The sequence below is a fragment of the Mycobacteroides sp. LB1 genome (assembly GCF_013449725.1).
GTDB lineage: Bacteria > Actinomycetota > Actinomycetes > Mycobacteriales > Mycobacteriaceae > Mycobacterium.
In genome coordinates this window covers 1,037,446-1,055,736 of sequence record NZ_JACCFF010000001.1, presented here as the reverse complement: position 1 = coordinate 1,055,736, position 18,291 = coordinate 1,037,446, and the positions used below count along the sequence as shown (strand labels likewise).

The window sequence follows — 18,291 nt, the reverse complement described above, 5'->3', positions numbered from 1 at the left end:
GTGGCGAGCGTCGCGGTCCCTGAACATCGCGTCGGAAAACGTTGGGCTGCTGAGAAACTGGGCCATTTTATCGACGCGGAGGCATTCGGCAGGTTTGTGGGGGCATATCTGCGCGGAATGGAAGAACTGCCCGCGGTGATCTCCAGCGTGGACGTTGACACGCGGCTCGGGATCGTGCGGGCGTACAGATTTGGCTCAGCGTCTGGTACCCCATTGGTCCTGCTTCCCGGCCGGAACGCATCCACTCCCATGTGGAGCGCCAACCTGGCCTCACTGATCCCGCGGCGTACCGTCTATACCCTGGACCTGCTTGGGGAGGCCGGGATGAGCGTGCAGCACAAGGCGATCGGCGGTGCCGCGGATCAGGCCGATTGGCTTGAGGACGCACTCGACGGACTCGAGCTCGATCGGGTGCATATGCTCGGCTTGTCGATCGGTGGTTGGAATGCCGTGAATCACGCCGTCCGCTACCCGAATCGACTCGCTTCGCTGACCCTGCTTGATCCGGCGATGACGTTCGCGCCGGTCACCTGGAAGATGATCGTGGTATCGCTCGGCTCAATCATTCCGGGCATGCCGCAGTGGATCCGGAATCGCTTGTTGAGCTGGATATCGGGTGGCGTGCCGGTCGATGAATCCATACCCGAGGCTGCGCTGATCTCCTCCGGTATGCGGGATTTCGCGATGTATCTACCGACGCCCCGTCCGTTCGATGATGAGCAGCTGCGGGGGTTACGGGTGCCGGTACTCGCGGTGATCGCGGGGCGCAGCATCGTCCATCGCCCCGAGCGGGCCGCTGCGCGGGCGCGAAAGCTACTGCCGCACGCCCGGGTCGAGATGTGGAGCGATGCATCGCACGCACTCAACGGCGAATTCCCGGAGCGGATTTCCGATCTCACCCACCAGTTCCTCGATGACATAGACGAGGGAGCGAGGGGAGTTCGCAGTTCATGAGGTACTACTACAGCGCCGACCAGATCCGGGAGGCCGAGGCGCCGCTGCTGGCCTCCTTGCCCGAGGGCGCGCTGATGCGGCGCGCGGCATACGGACTGGCCACCGTCGTCGTGGGTGAGTTGTCGCGGCGATCAGGTGTCGTGGCCGGGCGGAGCGTCTGTGCGATCGTGGGTTCCGGAGACAACGGGGGAGACGCCTTGTGGGCGTTGACATTCTTGCGTCGGCGTGGGGTGTCCGTCAATGCCGTGCTGCTGAATCCAGATCGGGCCCACCGCGCCGGTCTGACGGCGTTCCGTAAGGCCGGCGGTCGGGTGGTGTCCGCGGTGCCCAACGACACCGACCTCGTCGTCGACGGCGTCGTGGGAATCTCGGGCACCGGTCCGCTGCGGCCGGGGGCCGCCGAGATCGCCGAACAGATCACTGCCCAGGGTCTTCCGGTGATTGCGGTGGACATCCCCAGCGGCGTCGACGTACACACCGGGGCGGTTGATGGCCCGGCCTTTCGAGCCGACGTCACGGTGACGTTCGGCGCCTACAAACCCGTTCATGTTCTTGGTGATTGCGGCGACGTCAGGTTGATCGACATCGGGCTGGATTTGCCCGTATCGGAGATCCGGGAACTCGATGCCGATGATGTGGCGGTCGCATGGCCCGTTCCCGGACCGGCCGACGACAAGTACACGCAGGGCGTCACGGGTGTGCTGGCGGGATCGAGCACCTACCCCGGGGCGGCGATCCTGTGCACCGGCGCCGCCGTCGCTGCGACGTCCGGGATGGTCCGGTACGCCGGAACGGCTGCCGCCGAGGTGGTTTCGCATTGGCCGGAAGCGATTGCCACACAGACCGAGGAGGCCGCAGGTCGGGTGCAGGCCTGGGTGATCGGTCCCGGATACGGGACGGGCGAGCGTGGGGCGCGGACCCTGCGGCGGGTGCTCTCGAGCGAGCTACCCGTGCTCGTTGATGCGGACGCCCTGACGATCCTCGCAGAGCACGCGGACCTGGCCGATCTCGTCGCCGCACGCAAAGCAGCGACGATACTGACCCCACACGCCGGTGAATTTGCACGACTGGCAGGCACGCCGCCCGGCCTCGACCGGATAGGTGCCGCGCGGTCGCTGGCCGCGCGACTCAACTCCACGGTGCTGCTCAAGGGCAACGTCACCGTCATCGCCCAGCCCGATGGGACGGCGTATGTGAACCGGGCGCACGGATCGTGGGCCGCGACAGCAGGTTCGGGCGATGTGCTGGCGGGTGTGATCGGTGCGCTGCTGGCCGCTGGGATTCCCGCGGACAAGGCCGCTGCGATGGGCGCGTATGTGCATGCCCGCGCGGCCTCTGCCGCCGCGGCAGATCCGGGTCCGAGTGAGGCCCCGATTTCGGCTTCCCGCCTTCTTGGCCATCTGCGGTGGGCGGTCGCCGAAATAAGGTGAGAATTGGGGTATGTCGAACCCCAGCGATCAGTTCCATCTTTCGGCGCACGCCGGAAAGGTACATGCCTCGTCGTTCAGTCCGGCCTACACCGGCAGGTTGTCGAGGGCGCCCATTCCGGCCTTGCGCCTCCCCGACGAGCCGATGGACCCGCAGGCCGCCTATCGGTTCATTCACGACGAGTTGATGCTCGATGGCAGTTCGCGGTTGAACCTGGCCACCTTCGTGACCACCTGGATGGACCCCGAGGCCGAGAAGCTGATGGCCGAGACGTTCGACAAGAACATGATCGACAAGGACGAGTATCCGGCGACCGCCGCGATCGAGTCGCGATGTGTTGCGATGGTTGCAGATCTGTTCCACGCCGACGATCTGTCCGCTGAGGACCCGTCGTCGGCGGTCGGGGTGTCGACCATCGGATCGAGTGAGGCGGTGATGCTCGCCGGGCTGGCTCTCAAATGGCGCTGGCGCGCCAAAGTGGGTGACGGCTGGAAGCGGCGCACGCCGAACCTGGTGATGGGTTCCAACGTGCAGGTGGTGTGGGAGAAGTTCTGCCGGTACTTCGATGTCGAGCCGCGATACCTGCCGATGGCAGAGGGCCGGTATGTCATCACCCCCGAGCAGGTTCTCGACGCGGTGGATGAGGACACCATCGGGGTCGTCGGCATCCTGGGCACCACGTTCACCGGTGAGCTGGAGCCGATCGCCGAGATCTGCGCGGCGCTGGACAAATTGGCGGCCACACCCGGCAAGCCCGATGTCCCGGTGCATGTTGATGCGGCCAGTGGAGGTTTTGTGGTGCCGTTCCTGCACCCGAACGTGCGCTGGGACTTCCGGCTGCCCCGGGTGGTGTCCATCAATGTCAGCGGGCACAAGTACGGCCTGACCTACCCCGGGATCGGCTTCGTGGTGTGGCGCAGCAAGGAGCATCTGCCCGAAGACCTGGTGTTCCGGGTCAACTACCTCGGCGGTGACATGCCGACGTTCACCTTGAACTTCTCCCGGGCGGGTAACCAGGTGGTGGGGCAGTACTACAACTTCCTGAGGTTGGGCCGGGGTGGATACACACAGGTGATGCGCTGTCTGTCGGAGACCGCCCGCTGGTTAGGCGACGAACTACGCATGAGCGAGCACTTCGAGGTGATCACGGACGGTTCGCAGATCCCGGTGGTGTCGTTCCGGCTGAAGGGTAAACGTCCGTACACCGAGTTCGACATCTCGCATTCGCTGCGGGCCTTCGGCTGGCAGGTGCCGGCGTACACCATGCCCGCTGACGTCACCGATATCGCGGTGCTGAGGGTGGTGGTGCGCGAGGGCTTCTCGGCGGACCTGGCCCGGGCGCTGCGCGACGACCTCGTCACCGTGCTGAAGGGTCTTGACGAGCTGAAACCGAAGGGTCACTTCGACGCGGTGCAGCCGTTCGCTCACTAGCGGGTGGTGGGACAATATGGGCGGTGACGACAATTCCGAAGACCACAGCGCCTGCAGCCGGTCTCCCGCCGAACACGGGGGAGACCACGGCGCAGGCCGTCGTCGACCTCGGCGCTATCGCACACAATGTCCGGCTGCTTCGTGAGCATGCGGGCTCGGCTCGGCTCATGGTGGTCGTCAAGGCCGACGGTTACGGGCACGGGGCCGTACAGGTCGCACGCGCCGCGGTCGCCTCTGGAGCCGACGAGCTGGGTGTCGCCACCATCAGCGAGGCACTGCAGGTTCGGGCCGGGGGTATCGATGCGCCACTGCTCGCCTGGTTGCACGCGCCTGGCGCCGACTACGCCGCCGCGCTCACGGCTGACATCGAGATCGCGGTGTCCTCGCTCGACCAGCTGAGTGAGCTGATCGAGGCGGCGCAGTCCACGGGACGCCAGGCGATAACGACCGTCAAGGTGGACACCGGGCTCAATCGCAATGGGGTACCCGCCGAGTACACCCGTGACCTCTTCGAGGCGTTGGCGAAGGCGCAGTCCGAGCAGTCAATTCGGGTGCGCGGCATCATGTCTCATTTTGCATATGCCGATCAGCCCGGTAATCCCACCATCGACATGCAGATCCGCCGGTTCGACGAGGCGCTTGAGCTGGCCCGCAGCCTTGGTGTGCGTTACGAGCTGGCGCACCTGTCGAATTCGGCGGCCACATTGACCCGGCCCGATGTCCGATATGACATGGTGCGCCCCGGTATTGCGGTGTACGGCATCAACCCGATGCCAGGCGAGGTGGATACCGACCTGATCCCGGCGATGTCTGTGACCTGTGCGGTGTCCTCGGTGAAGCCGGTGCGGGCCGGCGAAGGCGTGTCGTACGGCCACGTGTGGACGGCTCCGCATGACACCAACGCGGCACTTGTCGGGATCGGATACGCGGACGGTGTGACCCGCGGGTTGGGTAACCGTTTTGAGGTGGCGATCGGTGGGCGTCGTTACCCGAATGTGGGGCGCGTCTGCATGGACCAGTTCGTGGTCGACGTAGGTGACAACGAGGCCGGGGTGAAGCCCGGCGATGTCGCGACGCTGTTCGGGCCGGGTGCTGCGGGAGAGCCCACCGCGCAGGACTGGGCGGAACTGCTCGACACCATCGCCTACGAAGTGGTCACCGGCCCGCGGGGCAGGATCGTGCGGACGTATCGGGATTCCGGGACCGTTGAGCAATAAGTCGAACGCCTGGCTGGCAGGCGTCACGGGGCTTGGCGCCGTGGTAGCGGTGGCCGGTGTCGGCACTGCGCGCTCGATCGGCAGACGTAAGTTCGATGACCCCTATCGCAGCGAGAACTTCGACCTTCTGGAGACCGATCGCGGCAGCATCGTGATGACCGATGACGGTGTGCCGCTGGCGGTCCGCGAGGTGGGCCCGGCGAACGCGCCGCTGACCGTCGTGTTCGTGCACGGCTTCTGTCTGCAGATGGCGTCGTTTCATTTCCAGCGTCGCGAACTTGCGAGCCGCTGGGGCGATAAGGTCCGCATGGTCTTCTATGACCAACGCGGACACGGGCGTTCGGGCCTTCCTGCCCCGGAGTCCTGCACCATCAGCCAGCTCGGCGACGATCTCGAATCCGTGTTACGTCTGCTGGTGCCCCGGGGTAACGCGGTCTTGGTGGGGCACTCGATGGGCGGTATGACCATTCTTGCGCACGCCGGACGCCACCCCGAGCAATATGGCCGCAAGATTGTCGGCGTTGGCTTGATCGCCAGTGCGGCCGAAGGTCTTTCGCAGACCGCGATCGGCGAAGGTCTGCGCAATCCGGCGCTGCGCGTCCTGCGGACGGCCGTGCATTACGCGCCTCGTCCCGCCCACCACGGTCGCGGCGCCGTCAAATCACTCGTCGGCCCGGTGCTGCAGGCCGCGTCGTACGGAGGCCGGCGGGTAAGCCCCACACTGGTGAAGTTCAGTGAACGGATGATCCATCAGACTCCGGTCACCACCATCGTGGATTTCCTGCGGGCTCTGGAGCAGCACGACGAGACCGCGGCGCTGCCGACTATTGCGCCGTTGCCCAGTTTGGTGGTGTGCGGGGACACCGACATGCTCACTCCGCAGACTGAATCGGAGTCCATGGCAGCGCAATTGGGGCCAAACGGGCATAACGAGTTGATCCTGGTAAGCGAGTCTGGGCATCTGGTGCAGCTGGAGCATCCGGGAATCGTCAACGACGGTATTGACCGGCTTGTCATGCGTTCAACCCCGACACTCTTTTCCGCTATCAAGCAGCGTCTGCGTGATAGGACCGGGCTGTGATCGATGAGTCGGGGACCGTCGCGCTGCCGACGCTGCAGGACACGCTTGATTTCGGGGTGCGGATCGGACGTGATCTCGTCGCGGGCGATGTGATCGTGTTGAGCGGGCCTCTCGGCGCCGGCAAGACCGCGTTGACCAAGGGGATCGCTCAGGGTCTGGATGTCGACGGTCCCATCACCTCACCGTCGTACGTGCTGGCAAGGGTCCATGAGGCACGGCGGGTGGGTGCTCCGGCGTTGGTGCACGTGGATGTCTACCGGCTGCTGCAACACCAAAGTACCGACCTGATCGGAGAGCTCGACTCGTTGGACCTGGATACCGATTTGGACGATTCGGTGGTGGTCGTCGAATGGGGCGAGGGACTCGCCGAGCGGCTGTCGGAACACCATCTGGACATCCGGCTGGAACGTGCGATCGACTCCGATGAGCGCACCGCGACCTGGCATTGGAGCCGTGAGCTATGAGCGTGATACTCGCTGTGGACACGGCTACCCCCGCCATCACGGCGGGGCTTGTCAGACGCTCACCGGATGGGTCGGTGCAGACCCTGTCCGAGCGAATCACCATGGGCGCCAGGGGGCATGCGGAGGCCCTCACGCCGAACATCGGGGCAGCGTGCGCCGACGCGGACTTCCCGGTCAGTGATCTCGGTGCCATCGTGGTGGGCTGCGGCCCGGGCCCGTTCACGGGACTGCGCGTGGGTATGGCGACCGCATCGGCGATGGGCCTGGCACTGGACATCCCGGTGTATCCGGTCTGCACTCTCGATGCCATCGGCTATGGCACCGTCGGCAGCGTCCTCGTCGTCACCGACGCGCGCCGACGCGAGGTGTACTGGGCCGGATACCGGGACGGAACGCGTATCAGCGGCCCCGCGGTCAACGCCCCCGCAGACGTGCCATGGCAGAGCTACGCCCAGGTGGCCGGATCGCCAGACCACACAACGCTTTTCGACCTCCCGGTACTCGACCGTCGGTACCCGTCGCCGTCCAGGCTGGTGCTCGCGGCCGATTGGGGCCAACCGCCGGGGGCATTGACCCCGCTGTACCTGCGTCGCCCCGATGCCCAAGAACCCCGTCGATGACGATCGAGCTCGGGCCACTTCGTCGGCGCGATATCCGCCGGTGCGCCGAGCTTGAGGCGATCCTGTTCGTGGGCGACGACCCGTGGCCGGAGTCAGCCTTTCGTGCCGAGCTTGAGTCCTCGCACCTTCACTATCTAGCGGCCAGGGACGGACGCACCCTCGTGGGGTACGGCGGCATCTCCCGGTTAGGGCATCACGAACCGGAGTACGAGATTCACACCATCGGTGTCGATCCCGCGTACCAGAAACGGGGTATCGGGCAGCGGCTGCTGGACGGGTTGCTCGCGCATGCCGACCAAGACCCGGGGCCGATTTTCCTGGAGGTGCGCACCGACAATGAGGCGGCGATTGCTCTCTACCGCGGTACCGGATTCGAGACCGTCGGCGTGCGCAAGCGGTACTACCCGGGTAGCGGAGCCGATGCCTTCACCATGAAACGCCCTGGTCGCTTAGGCTGAACCCGTCATGACAGTCATCCTTGCCATCGAAAGCTCCTGCGACGAAACCGGAGTGGGTATCGCTGAGCTGACCCCCGACGGATCTGTGGTGCTGTTGGCCGATGAGGTGGCGTCCAGCGTCGACGAGCATGCACGTTTCGGCGGGGTGGTTCCCGAGATCGCGTCGCGCGCCCATCTGGAGGCTCTCGGTGTTACTGCACGGCGTGCACTGGACATCGCCGGTGTACAGAAGCCCGACGTGATCGCTGCGACGATCGGGCCGGGGCTGGCCGGTGCGCTCCTCGTCGGGGTCTCGGCCGCCAAGGGACTGGCGCTGGCCTGGGGGGTGCCGTTTTACGGCGTGAACCATCTGGGCGGGCATATTGCCGCCGACGTCTACGAGAACGGGCCGTTACCCGAATGCGTGGCGCTCCTGGTCTCGGGTGGGCATACCAGTCTCTTGCACGTACGGTCGCTGGCCGAGCCCATCGAGGAACTGGGTGCCACGGTCGACGATGCGGCCGGTGAGGCCTACGACAAGGTGGCCCGGCTGCTCGGGCTGGGATACCCGGGCGGCAAGGTGCTTGACGATCTTGCGCGAGAAGGTGATTCGTCGGCGGTTCAGTTTCCGCGCGGTATGACGGGGCCGCGCGACGACAGGCACAGCTTCAGCTTCTCCGGGCTCAAGACGGCAGTCGCACGCTACGTGGAAAAACACCGCGAAGACTCCGATTTCGTCCCTGCAGACGTGGCCGCCGGCTTTCAGGAGTCGGTGGCCGATGTGCTGACCATGAAGGCGGTGCGGGCGGCGACGGATCTAGGGGTGTCGACACTGCTGATTGCAGGCGGGGTGGCCGCCAACTCGCGGGTGCGTGAACTCGCCGAGCAGCGGTGCGCCGACGTCGGTGTGACGCTCCGGGTGCCGCCGCTGCGGTTGTGTACCGACAATGGCGCCATGATCGCCTCCTTCGCGGCGCATCTGGTGGCTGCGGGCGCGGAACCGTCCTCGCTGCAGGCCGCCGCGGACCCCGGACTTCCCGTCGTGAAAGGGCAGGTGCGATGAGCGTCTCGCGTGGGCGCGCAGCAGGGGGAGTTGAGCATCGGCGATCGACTCGCCATCACCCATCTGCTCATGGGTCCGGGGACTCTGGGCGGTAAGGAACAGCCCAGCCTTGAGCACTAGCACTCTCATGTATAGAGTGCTAGATGGCGATCGGTTGACGTCGTGTCGGCACCCGCGACGACGACTCGGCATTCATCCGGCCGCCGAAACATCTATTGACAATCCAGGCTCGTGGGCATCAGGCCCACCGAGCCACCCTGAGAGCGAAAGGGATCATTGTGGCCGTGAACATCAAGCCACTCGAGGACAAGATCCTCGTGCAGGCCAATGAGGCCGAGACCACGACCGCTTCCGGTCTGGTCATCCCGGACACCGCCAAGGAGAAGCCGCAAGAAGGCACCGTCGTCGCAGTTGGCCCCGGCCGCTGGGATGAGGATGGCGAGAAGCGGATCCCCCTGGACGTGTCCGAGGGCGACGTCGTCATTTACAGCAAGTACGGCGGCACCGAGATCAAGTACAACGGCGAGGAGTACCTGATCCTGTCGGCTCGCGACGTACTGGCTGTCGTTAGCAAGTAGCACTGTGTGACCGCCCCGGAAACCACCTGCACCGCAGGCGATTTCCGGGGCGGCATGCGTTCGGCCCCCATTCCTTTCCGCGAGAACCCGGAATCTGTACCCGAGTGCCTTCTCGACGCTGAATAGAGAGAACACATGAGCAAGCTGATCGAATTCAACGAGACCGCGCGCCGCGCCCTGGAAGCCGGGGTCGACAAGCTGTCCGACGCGGTCAAGGTCACGCTCGGTCCCCGCGGACGGCACGTGGTGCTGGCCAAGGCGTTCGGCGGTCCTGTCGTGACCAACGACGGCGTCACCATCGCCCGCGATATCGACCTGGAAGACCCGTTCGAGAACCTGGGCGCTCAGCTGGTCAAATCGGTGGCCACCAAGACCAACGACGTCGCCGGTGACGGCACCACCACCGCCACGGTGTTGACTCAGGCGCTGGTACATGCCGGTCTGCGCAACGTGGCCGCCGGTGCCAACCCGATCGCGCTCGGGGCCGGTATCGCCCGTGCCGCCGACGCGGTGTCGGAGCGTCTGCTGACTGTGGCCGCCCCGGTATCCGGCGAGCACGCGATCGCGCAGGTGGCCACGGTCTCCTCGCGTGACCCCGAGATCGGCGAGTTGGTTGGCCGGGCCATGACCCAGGTCGGCAGGGACGGCGTGGTCAGCGTCGAAGAGTCGTCGACCATCAACACCGAGCTCGTCATCACCGATGGTGTGCAGTTCGACAAGGGCTACTTGTCGCAGTACTTCGTTACCGACTTCGACGAGCAGAAGGCGATCCTGGAGGACGCGCTGGTGCTGCTGCACCGCGACAAGATCAGCTCGCTACCGGACCTGCTGCCGCTGTTGGAGCTGGTGGCCAAGGAGGGTAAGCCGCTGCTGATCGTGGCCGAGGATGTGGAAGGCGAGCCGCTGTCCACCCTGGTCGTCAACGCGATCCGCAAGACCCTCAAGGCCGTCGCGGTCAAGGCGCCATTCTTCGGGGATCGCCGCAAGGCATTCCTGGAGGACCTGGCGATCATCACCAACGCGCAGGTGGTCAACCCCGACGTGGGCCTGTCGCTGCGCGAGGTGGGTATCGAGGTGCTCGGAACTGCCCGCCGCGTCGTGGTGAGCAAGGACGAGACGGTCATCGTCGACGGCGGCGGCTCCGAGGAGGCCATCAAGGCGCGCGTCGCGCAGCTGAAGGCGGAGATCGAAACCACCGACTCGGACTGGGACCGCGAGAAGCTGCAGGAGCGGCTCGCCAAGCTGGCCGGCGGCGTGGCTGTGATCAAGGTGGGCGCTGCCACCGATACCGCGCTCAAGGAGCGCAAGCACCGCGTGGAGGACGCCGTCTCGGCGGCCAAGGCGGCTGTGGAGGAGGGCATCGTCGCCGGCGGCGGTAGCGCCCTGGTGCAGGCCCGTTCGGCGCTGGACGGCTTGCGTGTCGAGCTCAAGGGTGATGAGGCCAAGGGTGTCGACGTGTTCGAGGCCGCGCTCTCCGCGCCCCTGTTCTGGATCGCCACCAATGCGGGGTTGGACGGAGCCGTTGTGGTCAGCAAGGTGGCCGAGCTCGATGCCGGGCACGGTTTCAACGCCGCGACGCTGGAGTACGGCGACCTGATCGCCGATGGCGTCATCGACCCGGTGAAGGTGACCCGCTCGGCCGTCATCAACGCGGCGTCCGCGGCACGGATGATCCTCACGACTGAGACGGCGATTGTGGAGAAACCTGCCGGGGCAGTCGACCACGGGCACGGCCATCACGGTCACGCCCACTAGGCGGTACTACGAAAACACCCCCGGCCCGAGTGGCCGGGGGTGTTTTCGTTTCTGCGACGGTTTACTTAGGTGCATGAGTACTTGTATCTCTCGACTGTCGGCTGTTGTTCTCGCCGCGCTGTTACTCACTGGCTGCGGGGGAGCCTTCGATCTGGGGCTGACCTCCGAGCTGTCCACATCGAAGCTGCAGGACGGGCTCAAGGACGGAATCAAGAGCAAGACCGGTATCAAGATCACCAGCGCCACGTGTGACGGGCCGCTGAAGGGTGAGAAGGGCGCAACGCAGCGGTGCAAGGTCGTGGACACCGAGGGCCAGACGATCGAAGTCACCGTGATAGCAACCGACGTCAAGGGATCGCAGATCTACTTCAATTGGGCGGTCAACACCGAGTCGGCAGGCTCGACCCCGTAACAGTCGTTCCGCAAACGTCGGGCCCCCGCCACCATCTGGGTGCGGGGGCCCGACGTTTGTTTGACGTGTTAGGCGGTGCGGCGAACCCCGCGACGCAGAATCAGTTCGCGCTCGGCCTCCGAGAGTCCACCCCAGATTCCGTAGGGCTCGCCGACGCCCAGCGCGTGTGCGCGGCACTGCACCAGCACCGGGCATGCCCGGCACATCTCCTTGGCCTTCATCTCGCGCTGGGCGCGAGCGCGGCCGCGTTCACCGTCGGGATGGAAGAACACCGAGGAGTCGACTCCTCGGCAAAGGCCCTTCATCTGCCAATCCCAAATATCTGCGTTGGGCCCAGGCAGTTGCTGTGGCTGCGGCATGTGGTTAACCCTCTCGCTGCGCGCGCAGTCGACCTGCGCGTGAGTGAAGTAGCACCAGACGTGTCGCCGATGACAAGCGGTGTACACAACGTAGGTGCGCGGCTGAAATCCAGTCAATAGGCGATGATCATGGCAACATCACGCTAAGAGGTCCAGAATTAACATCACGTTCATCGCCTTTGCTCACGACTGGTATGTGGCGGTCGCTCACCTGCGTGGTCAGCGGGTTTTGGCCGCGGGCTTTCCGTTTACTTAATGCTGTGTTGGGTAACTGTTTACGCCACCCGTTGACGTCGATTTAACATCCGCTGCATCAACTGTTAACCCCATATTGGGGGAAATTGGTACCGTGACCGCTCCCATGGTCATTTTCCGAACCTCCACACCGGCCGTGCTGACGGATGCCGCCTTCGGGCCGCTTCCAGCTACTTGGCCACTTCCGCCTGCCTCGACAGGTGAGGATGCCTGGCTGCGCGCCGTGGCGCTGGGGGGAGCGGGGCGGTATGCGGCCGCTCATGCCGAGCTGGACGCGCTGGTGGCGCCGGGTGGCCGGACAGGCCGGTTGGCCTCGTTAGCGCAGAGCACACGCGCATCGCTCGTGCGCCAGCTCGGGTGGCATGCACAGGCTCGCGGTTTGGACGGCCGAGCGCTGGCGGTGGCGGGCACGGATGCGGAAGCACGGTCCGATGCGCTCATCGGGTTGGCGGCGGATGCGCTGGGTCTGGCGCGATTCCCACTCGCTCACGCGTTACTGGAACAGGCCGAGGCTCTGTCCGCACCGGGCGGCGTTCGTTGGCCGTGGCGCCTGCCCCTGCGACTGGCCTGGGTGCACGCCGAGCTGGCGATGGTGTCTGGCGACGGCCCGCGATCGCTTCGGTATGCCCGCACTGCCGAACAGCTCGCGGCGGATGTTCCATCGGTAAGACACCAGGTCAAGACCGCGATGGTGCTCGCCGCGGCGCTCAGCAGCGCCGGGGATTTCGATGAGTCTGCTGCGGTCGCGGCGCGCGGGCTGCAGGCCGCGACGACGAATGGGTTGGTGCCGCTGCGTTGGGCGCTGGCGGCGATGTTGGCGGGTCTGCCGTCGTTCGAGGGGGCCCGGCACAGTCTCGAGGAACTCGTTGCCGTTCGCCGCGAATGTGCCGCGGGGATAGTGCGCGCAGGCGGGCGCTGGCGCCTTGAGGTGGTGGACTAAATGCGTTGCCCCGTGGCGTCCAACGCTATTGTCCTAGGTAACAGCACCACTACGGTGCACCACACGTAACACTGGGGAATGCGCAGTCGATGACAAGTACGGAGAGCGGGCTCGACGACGTCGTTGCTGCTGCCGTCAAAGGCGATCGCGACGCGCTTTCCGAGGTACTTGGTGCCATCCGGCCCGTCGTGGTGCGTTATTGCCGCGCGCGTGTCGGTACGACGGAAAGAAGTGGTCTCTCCGCCGACGATGTTGCGCAGGAGGTGTGTCTCGCGGTGATCGCAGCACTGCCTCGTTATCGGGATCAGGGACGGCCGTTCCTGGCGTTTGTGTACGGCATCGCCGCACACAAGGTTGCCGATGCGCACCGGGCGATGTCCCGGGACAAGTCCGATCCGGCAGAGACCCTTCCCGAGCAGTTCGACCGCAATGCGGGGCCCGAGCAGGAGGCGTTGAACTCCGAATCGGCGCGACGGATGCAGGCCCTGTTGGAAGTGCTACCGGAGAAGCAGCGCGAGATCTTGATCTTGCGCGTTGTCGTCGGCCTCTCGGCGGAGGAGACCGCCGATGCGGTCGGCAGTAGTGCGGGCGCAGTGCGGGTGGCGCAGCACAGGGCATTGCAAAAGCTCAAGGCCGAGATGACCCGGGCAGGTGATCACCGTGGCTGACGGACGCGGATGGTTCCCCGGTGGGCAGGGCGGGCCGGGCAACGAGGGGCCGGAGGACCTGGCGGCGCTGCGGCGCACCAACCGGATGATCGATGCCATTGCGGCCGATCTGCCGGTGGCCACCTCTGATTCCGATGAGTACGCCGTGGCGATGATGCTGGCGGCGTGGCGTGAGGATGTCGGGCGCGAGCCGATGCCGGCGAAACCCACACTTGGGCAGGCCCGTAACGCACTGCGTGACCGTGGTGGCCGTTCGCGGCTCCTGGCCACGACGGTGGGTTCGGCTGCCGCCGTGACGCTGCTATTCGGCGGATTCGGTGCGGCGCTTTACCAATCGCATCCCGGTGACGCGCTGTATGGGCTGCGAAGTTCGCTGTTCGGCACCGGCCCGACGGTGCGTACCGATCCCGTGGTGTTGTCGGCACAGACCGAACTCGCACAGGTGGAAAAGCTTATCTCCCAAGGAGATTGGGAGGGGGCGCAGCAGCAGCTCGGAGTGGCCGCCGCGCGCGTCAACGAGGTCGGCGATGCCCAACAGAAGGCCGAGTTGGCCAGCCGGGTCCAGCAGGCCGAGGTCAGGATCGATGCCAAGAACCCGGAGGCGACGGTGCCGCCGGCGATGGTGACCGAGACACCGCGGATCATGCTGTCGCCGCCGGTGATTGCGCCCATCACGAGTTCGACCACCTCGACGACGTCGTCGACAGCCACCACGTCCGAGACGACGACAACGCCTTCGTCGCCGACGGAGACGACTAGTTCGACATCAACGAGTACCTCCGACTCCACGTCGACAAGTTCTACGACATCGACATCGACATCAACGTCGACAAGTTCTACGTCTACGTCAACCACCTCGTCGGCCACGTCGACGCCCCCGAGCTCGACATCGACACCGTCCAGCGCGACGGAGACGTCAACGGCACCGTCGACGCCCGGTACATCCACTTCGGTGCCGGGATCCGCCATCGGCACCACGCCGCCGTCTACAGCGCCGGTCCAAACCGTCCCGACCACTCCCGAGGGGGTGACCATCGTCACCACCCAGCGGGGGATCGGCGACAGTCCCGCCATCACTGCGCCGACGACGATCCAAGCGCCGTCACCGATTACTCGCACTCCCGACAACCAAGTGCCGATCTATCAAGCACCCAACAACCCAGGATCCGGGAACATCCATGGTTTCCCCGGCAGCAGCGGGAACGCGGGTTCTGGCTCTGACGGTCCGTCGCGACACATGCCGGTAATGACGTCGGTGCCGGTGGCACCGGCCAACCCGGGCGGCGGGTCGTCGAATCAGGGCAGTGGATCGGGTACGAGCTCCGGCGAATAGGCCGAGAACGAATGGATCAGCGGAACCCGTCGCGGTCCGTCGCCGCCTCGTTGAGTGAGGCGTCTGCGTATCCGCGGCAATAATCCCAGGTCACGTAGGCTTCCGGTTCGGGATCGAAGGCCGGCTCGTGCGGGCGGACGGTTCCGTCGACGAGCAGCTGCAGCAGGTTCGCGCGCAGCATGTCCCAGTCGTGATAGTGATCCTGCTGGCATTCGTCACAGCACACCACGAGGCCGCGAATTCCCTTATGGGCCAGCAACGCCTCATAGACCGCGAGGTCGGCAAGATCCTCCTCGACCGCGATCCGCTCCTGCGGGTCGAGCGGTTGCCCCGGCTCGATAGCGTCGAGCGCGGCCGACGGATCGTGGGGATCGTCGGCGAACGGGTCTGGTGGCAATCCCGGCGGAAAGTGGTCGCGCACACCCTTAGAGTACGCAATTCGCGGGTTCGCGCGCCAGCTCACCTGGGGCATGCCCGAGCATATGTCCGGGACATTGCAGCCGAGACGAGCCGATAGGATGGATCTACTCCTTCCCGTTCCACACCTGGGATGAATACGACGGCTATCTGGCATGGAGGCTTGAATGACCATTGCGGCAGGGTCCGTCCACACCGGCGGCGACGACCCGCACAAGGTCGCCATGCTCGGTTTGACCTTCGACGATGTGCTGTTGCTGCCTGCGGCATCGGATGTGTTGCCGAGCGGCGCCGACACCTCATCGCAGCTGACGAAGCGGATCAGACTGAGCGTCCCGCTGGTCAGCTCGGCCATGGACACCGTTACCGAGGCCAGGATGGCCATCGCGATGGCGCGCGCCGGCGGCATGGGCGTGCTGCACCGCAATCTCTCGCTGGAGGCTCAGGCCGGCCAGGTCGAGACCGTCAAGCGGTCCGAGGCCGGTATGGTCACCAACCCGGTGACCTGCTCGCCGGAGAACACGCTGGCCGAGGTCGACGCCCTATGCGCCCGGTTCCGGATCTCCGGCTTGCCCGTGGTCGACAAGGCCGGTTCGCTCGTCGGCATCATCACCAACCGCGATATGCGGTTCGAGGCAGACCTGTCCAAGTCGGTCGCCGAGGTCATGACCAAGCCACCGCTGATCACCGCGCGCCAGGGTGTGACCGCCGACGCCGCGCTGGGGCTGCTGCGGCGCCACAAGATCGAGAAGCTGCCGATCGTCGACGGACAGGGCCGCCTGACCGGTCTCATCACGGTCAAGGACTTCGCGAAGACCGAACAGCATCCCAACGCCACCAAGGACAGTGACGGTCGGCTCCTGGTCGGTGCGGCCGTCGGTGTGGGCGACGACGCATGGGCCCGGGCCATGGCTCTTGCGGATGCCGGTGTCGACGTGCTGATCGTGGACACCGCGCACGCACACAACCGCAAGGTGCTCGACATGGTTGGCAAGCTCAAAGCCGAGGTGGGCGAGCGCGTCGACGTGGTCGGCGGCAACGTGGCCACTCGGTCGGGCGCTGCGGCGCTCATCGAAGCAGGCGCCGACGCGGTGAAGGTCGGCGTGGGACCGGGTTCCATCTGCACCACACGCGTGGTGGCAGGTGTCGGCGCACCACAGATCACCGCGATACTCGAGGCGTCTGCGGTCTGCCACCTCGCCGGTGTGCCCGTCATCGCCGACGGCGGCATGCAGTACTCGGGCGATATCGCCAAGGCGCTCGCGGCCGGTGCGTCCACGACCATGCTGGGGTCACTGCTGGCAGGTACCGCGGAGTCGCCCGGCGAGCTGATCTTCGTCAACGGCAAGCAGTTCAAGAGCTACCGCGGTATGGGGTCGATGGGTGCCATGCAGGGGCGCGGTGCTGCGGGAAACACCGGGCAGAGCTACTCGAAGGACCGCTACTTCCAGGACGATGTGTTGTCGGAGGACAAGCTGGTACCCGAAGGCATCGAGGGCCGGGTTCCGTTCCGTGGTCCTTTGTCGACGGTCATGCACCAACTGACGGGCGGGCTGCGCGCGGCCATGGGGTACACCGGGGCGTCGAGCATCGAGGAGCTACAGCGCGCTCAGTTCGTACAGATCACCGCGGCGGGGCTGAAGGAAAGCCATCCGCACGACATCACCATGACGGCCGAGGCGCCGAACTACTACGTGCGTTGAGCATTCGGCACGACAAAGGGAGTCAAGATGCGTGACCTCGTCGAAATTGGCATGGGCAGAACAGCTCGCCGCACCTACGAGCTCGATGATGTGAACATCGTTCCGTCGCGCCGCACTCGTTCCTCACAGGACGCGTCGACGGCGTGGCAGCTCGATGCGTATCGTTTCGAGATTCCGGTGGTGGCGCACCCGACCGATGCGCTGGTATCGCCGCGCTTCGCAATCGAACTTGGCAGGGCCGGCGGGCTCGGCGTCATCAACGGTGAGGGATTGTGGGGCCGGCACGCCGACGTCGAGGCGCGCATCGCCGAGGTGGTCGAGATCGCCCAGAAGGAGCCGGAGCCTTCTGCCGCGATTCGTCTGCTACAGGAATTGCATTCGGCACCAATCGATCCCGAGCTGTTGGCGGCGGCCATCACCGAGGTTCACGGGGCCGGCGTGACCACCGCCGTGAGAGTGAGCCCGCAGAATGCGCAGCTGCTCACCCCGCATCTGATCGCCGCCGGTATCGACCTGCTGGTCATCCACGGCACCATCGTCTCGGCCGAGCGGGTGGCCCGCGACGGCGAGCCTCTCAACCTGAAAACCTTTATCTCCGAACTGGATATCCCGGTTGTCGCCGGTGGTGTGATCGATCACCGCACGGCCTTACACCTGATGCGGACCGGGGCCGCGGGTGTCATCGTCGGGTACGGGCAGACCGCGGGTGCGACAACCAGTGGAGAGGTGCTGGGCATCAGCGTGGCCATGGCCACCGCCATCGCCGACGCCGCCGCCGCCCGCCGTGAGTATCTCGATGAGACCGGCGGCCGGTATGTCCACGTGTTGGCCGATGGCGACATCCACACCTCGGGCGATCTTGCGAAGTCCATCGCCTGTGGTGCCGACGCCGTCGTGCTGGGCACGCCGCTGGCGGCCGCGCGGGAGGCCGCGGGTGACGGGTGGTTCTGGCCCAATGCTGCCGCGCATCCCTCGCTGCCCCGTGGTGCGCTGCTGCAGGTGGCGGTGGGGGAGCGGCCACCACTGAGCGAGGTGCTCAACGGGCCGTCCGACGACCCGTTCGGTACGTTGAATCTCGTTGGCGGCCTCCGTCGTTCGATGGCGAAGGCCGGATACTGCGATCTCAAGGAGTTCCAGAAGGTCGGCCTGACCGTCACCTCTTAGACGTGTGTCTAC

Annotated in this window: 19 protein-coding genes; 17 read left to right on the top strand and 2 right to left on the bottom strand. The window is 65.7% G+C overall.

The genetic code is table 11. The features are described 5' to 3' along the window. The 12 genes from MLB1_RS05205 (at position 1) to MLB1_RS05150 (ending at position 11,440) form a co-directional block, all read left to right on the top strand. Complete coding sequence (locus MLB1_RS05205; RefSeq protein ID WP_180748612.1) at positions 1–954, top strand: alpha/beta hydrolase; 954 nt, start codon at positions 1–3, stop codon at positions 952–954. After that, the gene (locus tag MLB1_RS05200) at positions 951–2,384 is read left to right on the top strand and encodes an NAD(P)H-hydrate dehydratase (protein ID WP_180748611.1); all 1,434 of its coding nucleotides are present in this window, start codon (positions 951–953) and stop codon (positions 2,382–2,384) included. The genes MLB1_RS05205 and MLB1_RS05200 overlap by 4 nt, the downstream gene beginning before the upstream one ends. A gap of 10 nt (positions 2,385–2,394) precedes the next feature. Then, on the top strand, positions 2,395–3,813 hold the full coding sequence (locus tag MLB1_RS05195) for a glutamate decarboxylase (protein WP_180748610.1): 1,419 nt from the start codon (positions 2,395–2,397) through the stop codon (positions 3,811–3,813). 32 nt (positions 3,814–3,845) lie between these two features. Further along, positions 3,846–5,030, top strand: coding sequence for an alanine racemase (gene alr / locus MLB1_RS05190; protein ID WP_180749701.1), 1,185 nt, complete (start codon positions 3,846–3,848; stop codon positions 5,028–5,030). Then, positions 5,020–6,111, top strand: a complete 1,092-nt coding sequence (locus MLB1_RS05185) for an alpha/beta fold hydrolase (RefSeq protein ID WP_180748609.1) — start codon at positions 5,020–5,022, stop codon at positions 6,109–6,111. The genes alr and MLB1_RS05185 overlap by 11 nt, the downstream gene beginning before the upstream one ends. Then, positions 6,108–6,575: a tRNA (adenosine(37)-N6)-threonylcarbamoyltransferase complex ATPase subunit type 1 TsaE gene (tsaE, locus tag MLB1_RS05180; protein ID WP_180748608.1), complete on the top strand. Its 468-nt coding sequence runs from the start codon at positions 6,108–6,110 to the stop codon at positions 6,573–6,575. The genes MLB1_RS05185 and tsaE overlap by 4 nt, the downstream gene beginning before the upstream one ends. Continuing rightward, positions 6,572–7,195 (top strand): tRNA (adenosine(37)-N6)-threonylcarbamoyltransferase complex dimerization subunit type 1 TsaB, encoded by a 624-nt coding sequence (gene tsaB, locus MLB1_RS05175; RefSeq protein WP_180748607.1) that lies wholly within the window; start codon positions 6,572–6,574, stop codon positions 7,193–7,195. The genes tsaE and tsaB overlap by 4 nt, the downstream gene beginning before the upstream one ends. Further along, positions 7,192–7,653 carry a ribosomal protein S18-alanine N-acetyltransferase gene (gene rimI / locus MLB1_RS05170; RefSeq protein ID WP_180748606.1) on the top strand — a complete coding sequence of 154 codons (462 nt, stop codon included), beginning with the start codon at positions 7,192–7,194 and terminating at the stop codon, positions 7,651–7,653. Before tsaB ends, rimI begins: the two co-directional genes overlap by 4 nt. 7 nt (positions 7,654–7,660) lie before the next feature. Then, on the top strand, positions 7,661–8,695 hold the full coding sequence (tsaD, locus tag MLB1_RS05165; RefSeq protein WP_180748605.1) for a tRNA (adenosine(37)-N6)-threonylcarbamoyltransferase complex transferase subunit TsaD: 1,035 nt from the start codon (positions 7,661–7,663) through the stop codon (positions 8,693–8,695). Between the two features lie 275 nt (positions 8,696–8,970). Beyond that, positions 8,971–9,273 (top strand): co-chaperone GroES, encoded by a 303-nt coding sequence (gene groES / locus MLB1_RS05160; RefSeq protein ID WP_032668542.1) that lies wholly within the window; start codon positions 8,971–8,973, stop codon positions 9,271–9,273. 135 nt (positions 9,274–9,408) lie between these two features. Continuing rightward, positions 9,409–11,028 carry a chaperonin GroEL gene (gene groL / locus MLB1_RS05155; protein WP_180748604.1) on the top strand — a complete coding sequence of 540 codons (1,620 nt, stop codon included), beginning with the start codon at positions 9,409–9,411 and terminating at the stop codon, positions 11,026–11,028. Positions 11,029–11,113: 85 nt separating this feature from the next. Further along, positions 11,114–11,440 (top strand): DUF4333 domain-containing protein, encoded by a 327-nt coding sequence (locus MLB1_RS05150; protein ID WP_180749700.1) that lies wholly within the window; start codon positions 11,114–11,116, stop codon positions 11,438–11,440. A gap of 68 nt (positions 11,441–11,508) precedes the next feature. On the opposite strand, the gene MLB1_RS05145 is transcribed toward MLB1_RS05150, so the two are convergent. After that, on the bottom strand, positions 11,509–11,799 hold the full coding sequence (locus tag MLB1_RS05145; protein WP_180748603.1) for a WhiB family transcriptional regulator: 291 nt from the start codon (positions 11,797–11,799) through the stop codon (positions 11,509–11,511). A gap of 349 nt (positions 11,800–12,148) precedes the next feature. Between MLB1_RS05145 and MLB1_RS05140 the strand changes: the two genes are divergently transcribed. The 3 genes from MLB1_RS05140 (at position 12,149) to MLB1_RS05130 (ending at position 14,995) form a co-directional block, all read left to right on the top strand. Next, a complete protein-coding gene (locus tag MLB1_RS05140; protein WP_371750560.1) occupies positions 12,149–12,994 on the top strand; it encodes a hypothetical protein in 846 nt (281 codons plus the stop codon). Between the two features lie 89 nt (positions 12,995–13,083). Continuing rightward, positions 13,084–13,662: a sigma-70 family RNA polymerase sigma factor gene (locus MLB1_RS05135; RefSeq protein WP_180748602.1), complete on the top strand. Its 579-nt coding sequence runs from the start codon at positions 13,084–13,086 to the stop codon at positions 13,660–13,662. Next, the gene (locus MLB1_RS05130; protein WP_180748601.1) at positions 13,655–14,995 is read left to right on the top strand and encodes an anti-sigma-D factor RsdA; all 1,341 of its coding nucleotides are present in this window, start codon (positions 13,655–13,657) and stop codon (positions 14,993–14,995) included. The genes MLB1_RS05135 and MLB1_RS05130 overlap by 8 nt, the downstream gene beginning before the upstream one ends. Before the next feature lie 16 nt (positions 14,996–15,011). On the opposite strand, the gene MLB1_RS05125 is transcribed toward MLB1_RS05130, so the two are convergent. Next, positions 15,012–15,416 carry a DUF5319 domain-containing protein gene (locus tag MLB1_RS05125; protein WP_005056069.1) on the bottom strand — a complete coding sequence of 135 codons (405 nt, stop codon included), beginning with the start codon at positions 15,414–15,416 and terminating at the stop codon, positions 15,012–15,014. Positions 15,417–15,579: 163 nt separating this feature from the next. Between MLB1_RS05125 and guaB the strand changes: the two genes are divergently transcribed. Further along, complete coding sequence (gene guaB / locus MLB1_RS05120; protein ID WP_180748600.1) at positions 15,580–17,115, top strand: IMP dehydrogenase; 1,536 nt, start codon at positions 15,580–15,582, stop codon at positions 17,113–17,115. Positions 17,116–17,142: 27 nt separating this feature from the next. Further along, the gene (locus MLB1_RS05115; protein WP_180748599.1) at positions 17,143–18,279 is read left to right on the top strand and encodes a GuaB3 family IMP dehydrogenase-related protein; all 1,137 of its coding nucleotides are present in this window, start codon (positions 17,143–17,145) and stop codon (positions 18,277–18,279) included. Positions 18,280–18,291 lie beyond the last annotated feature (12 nt).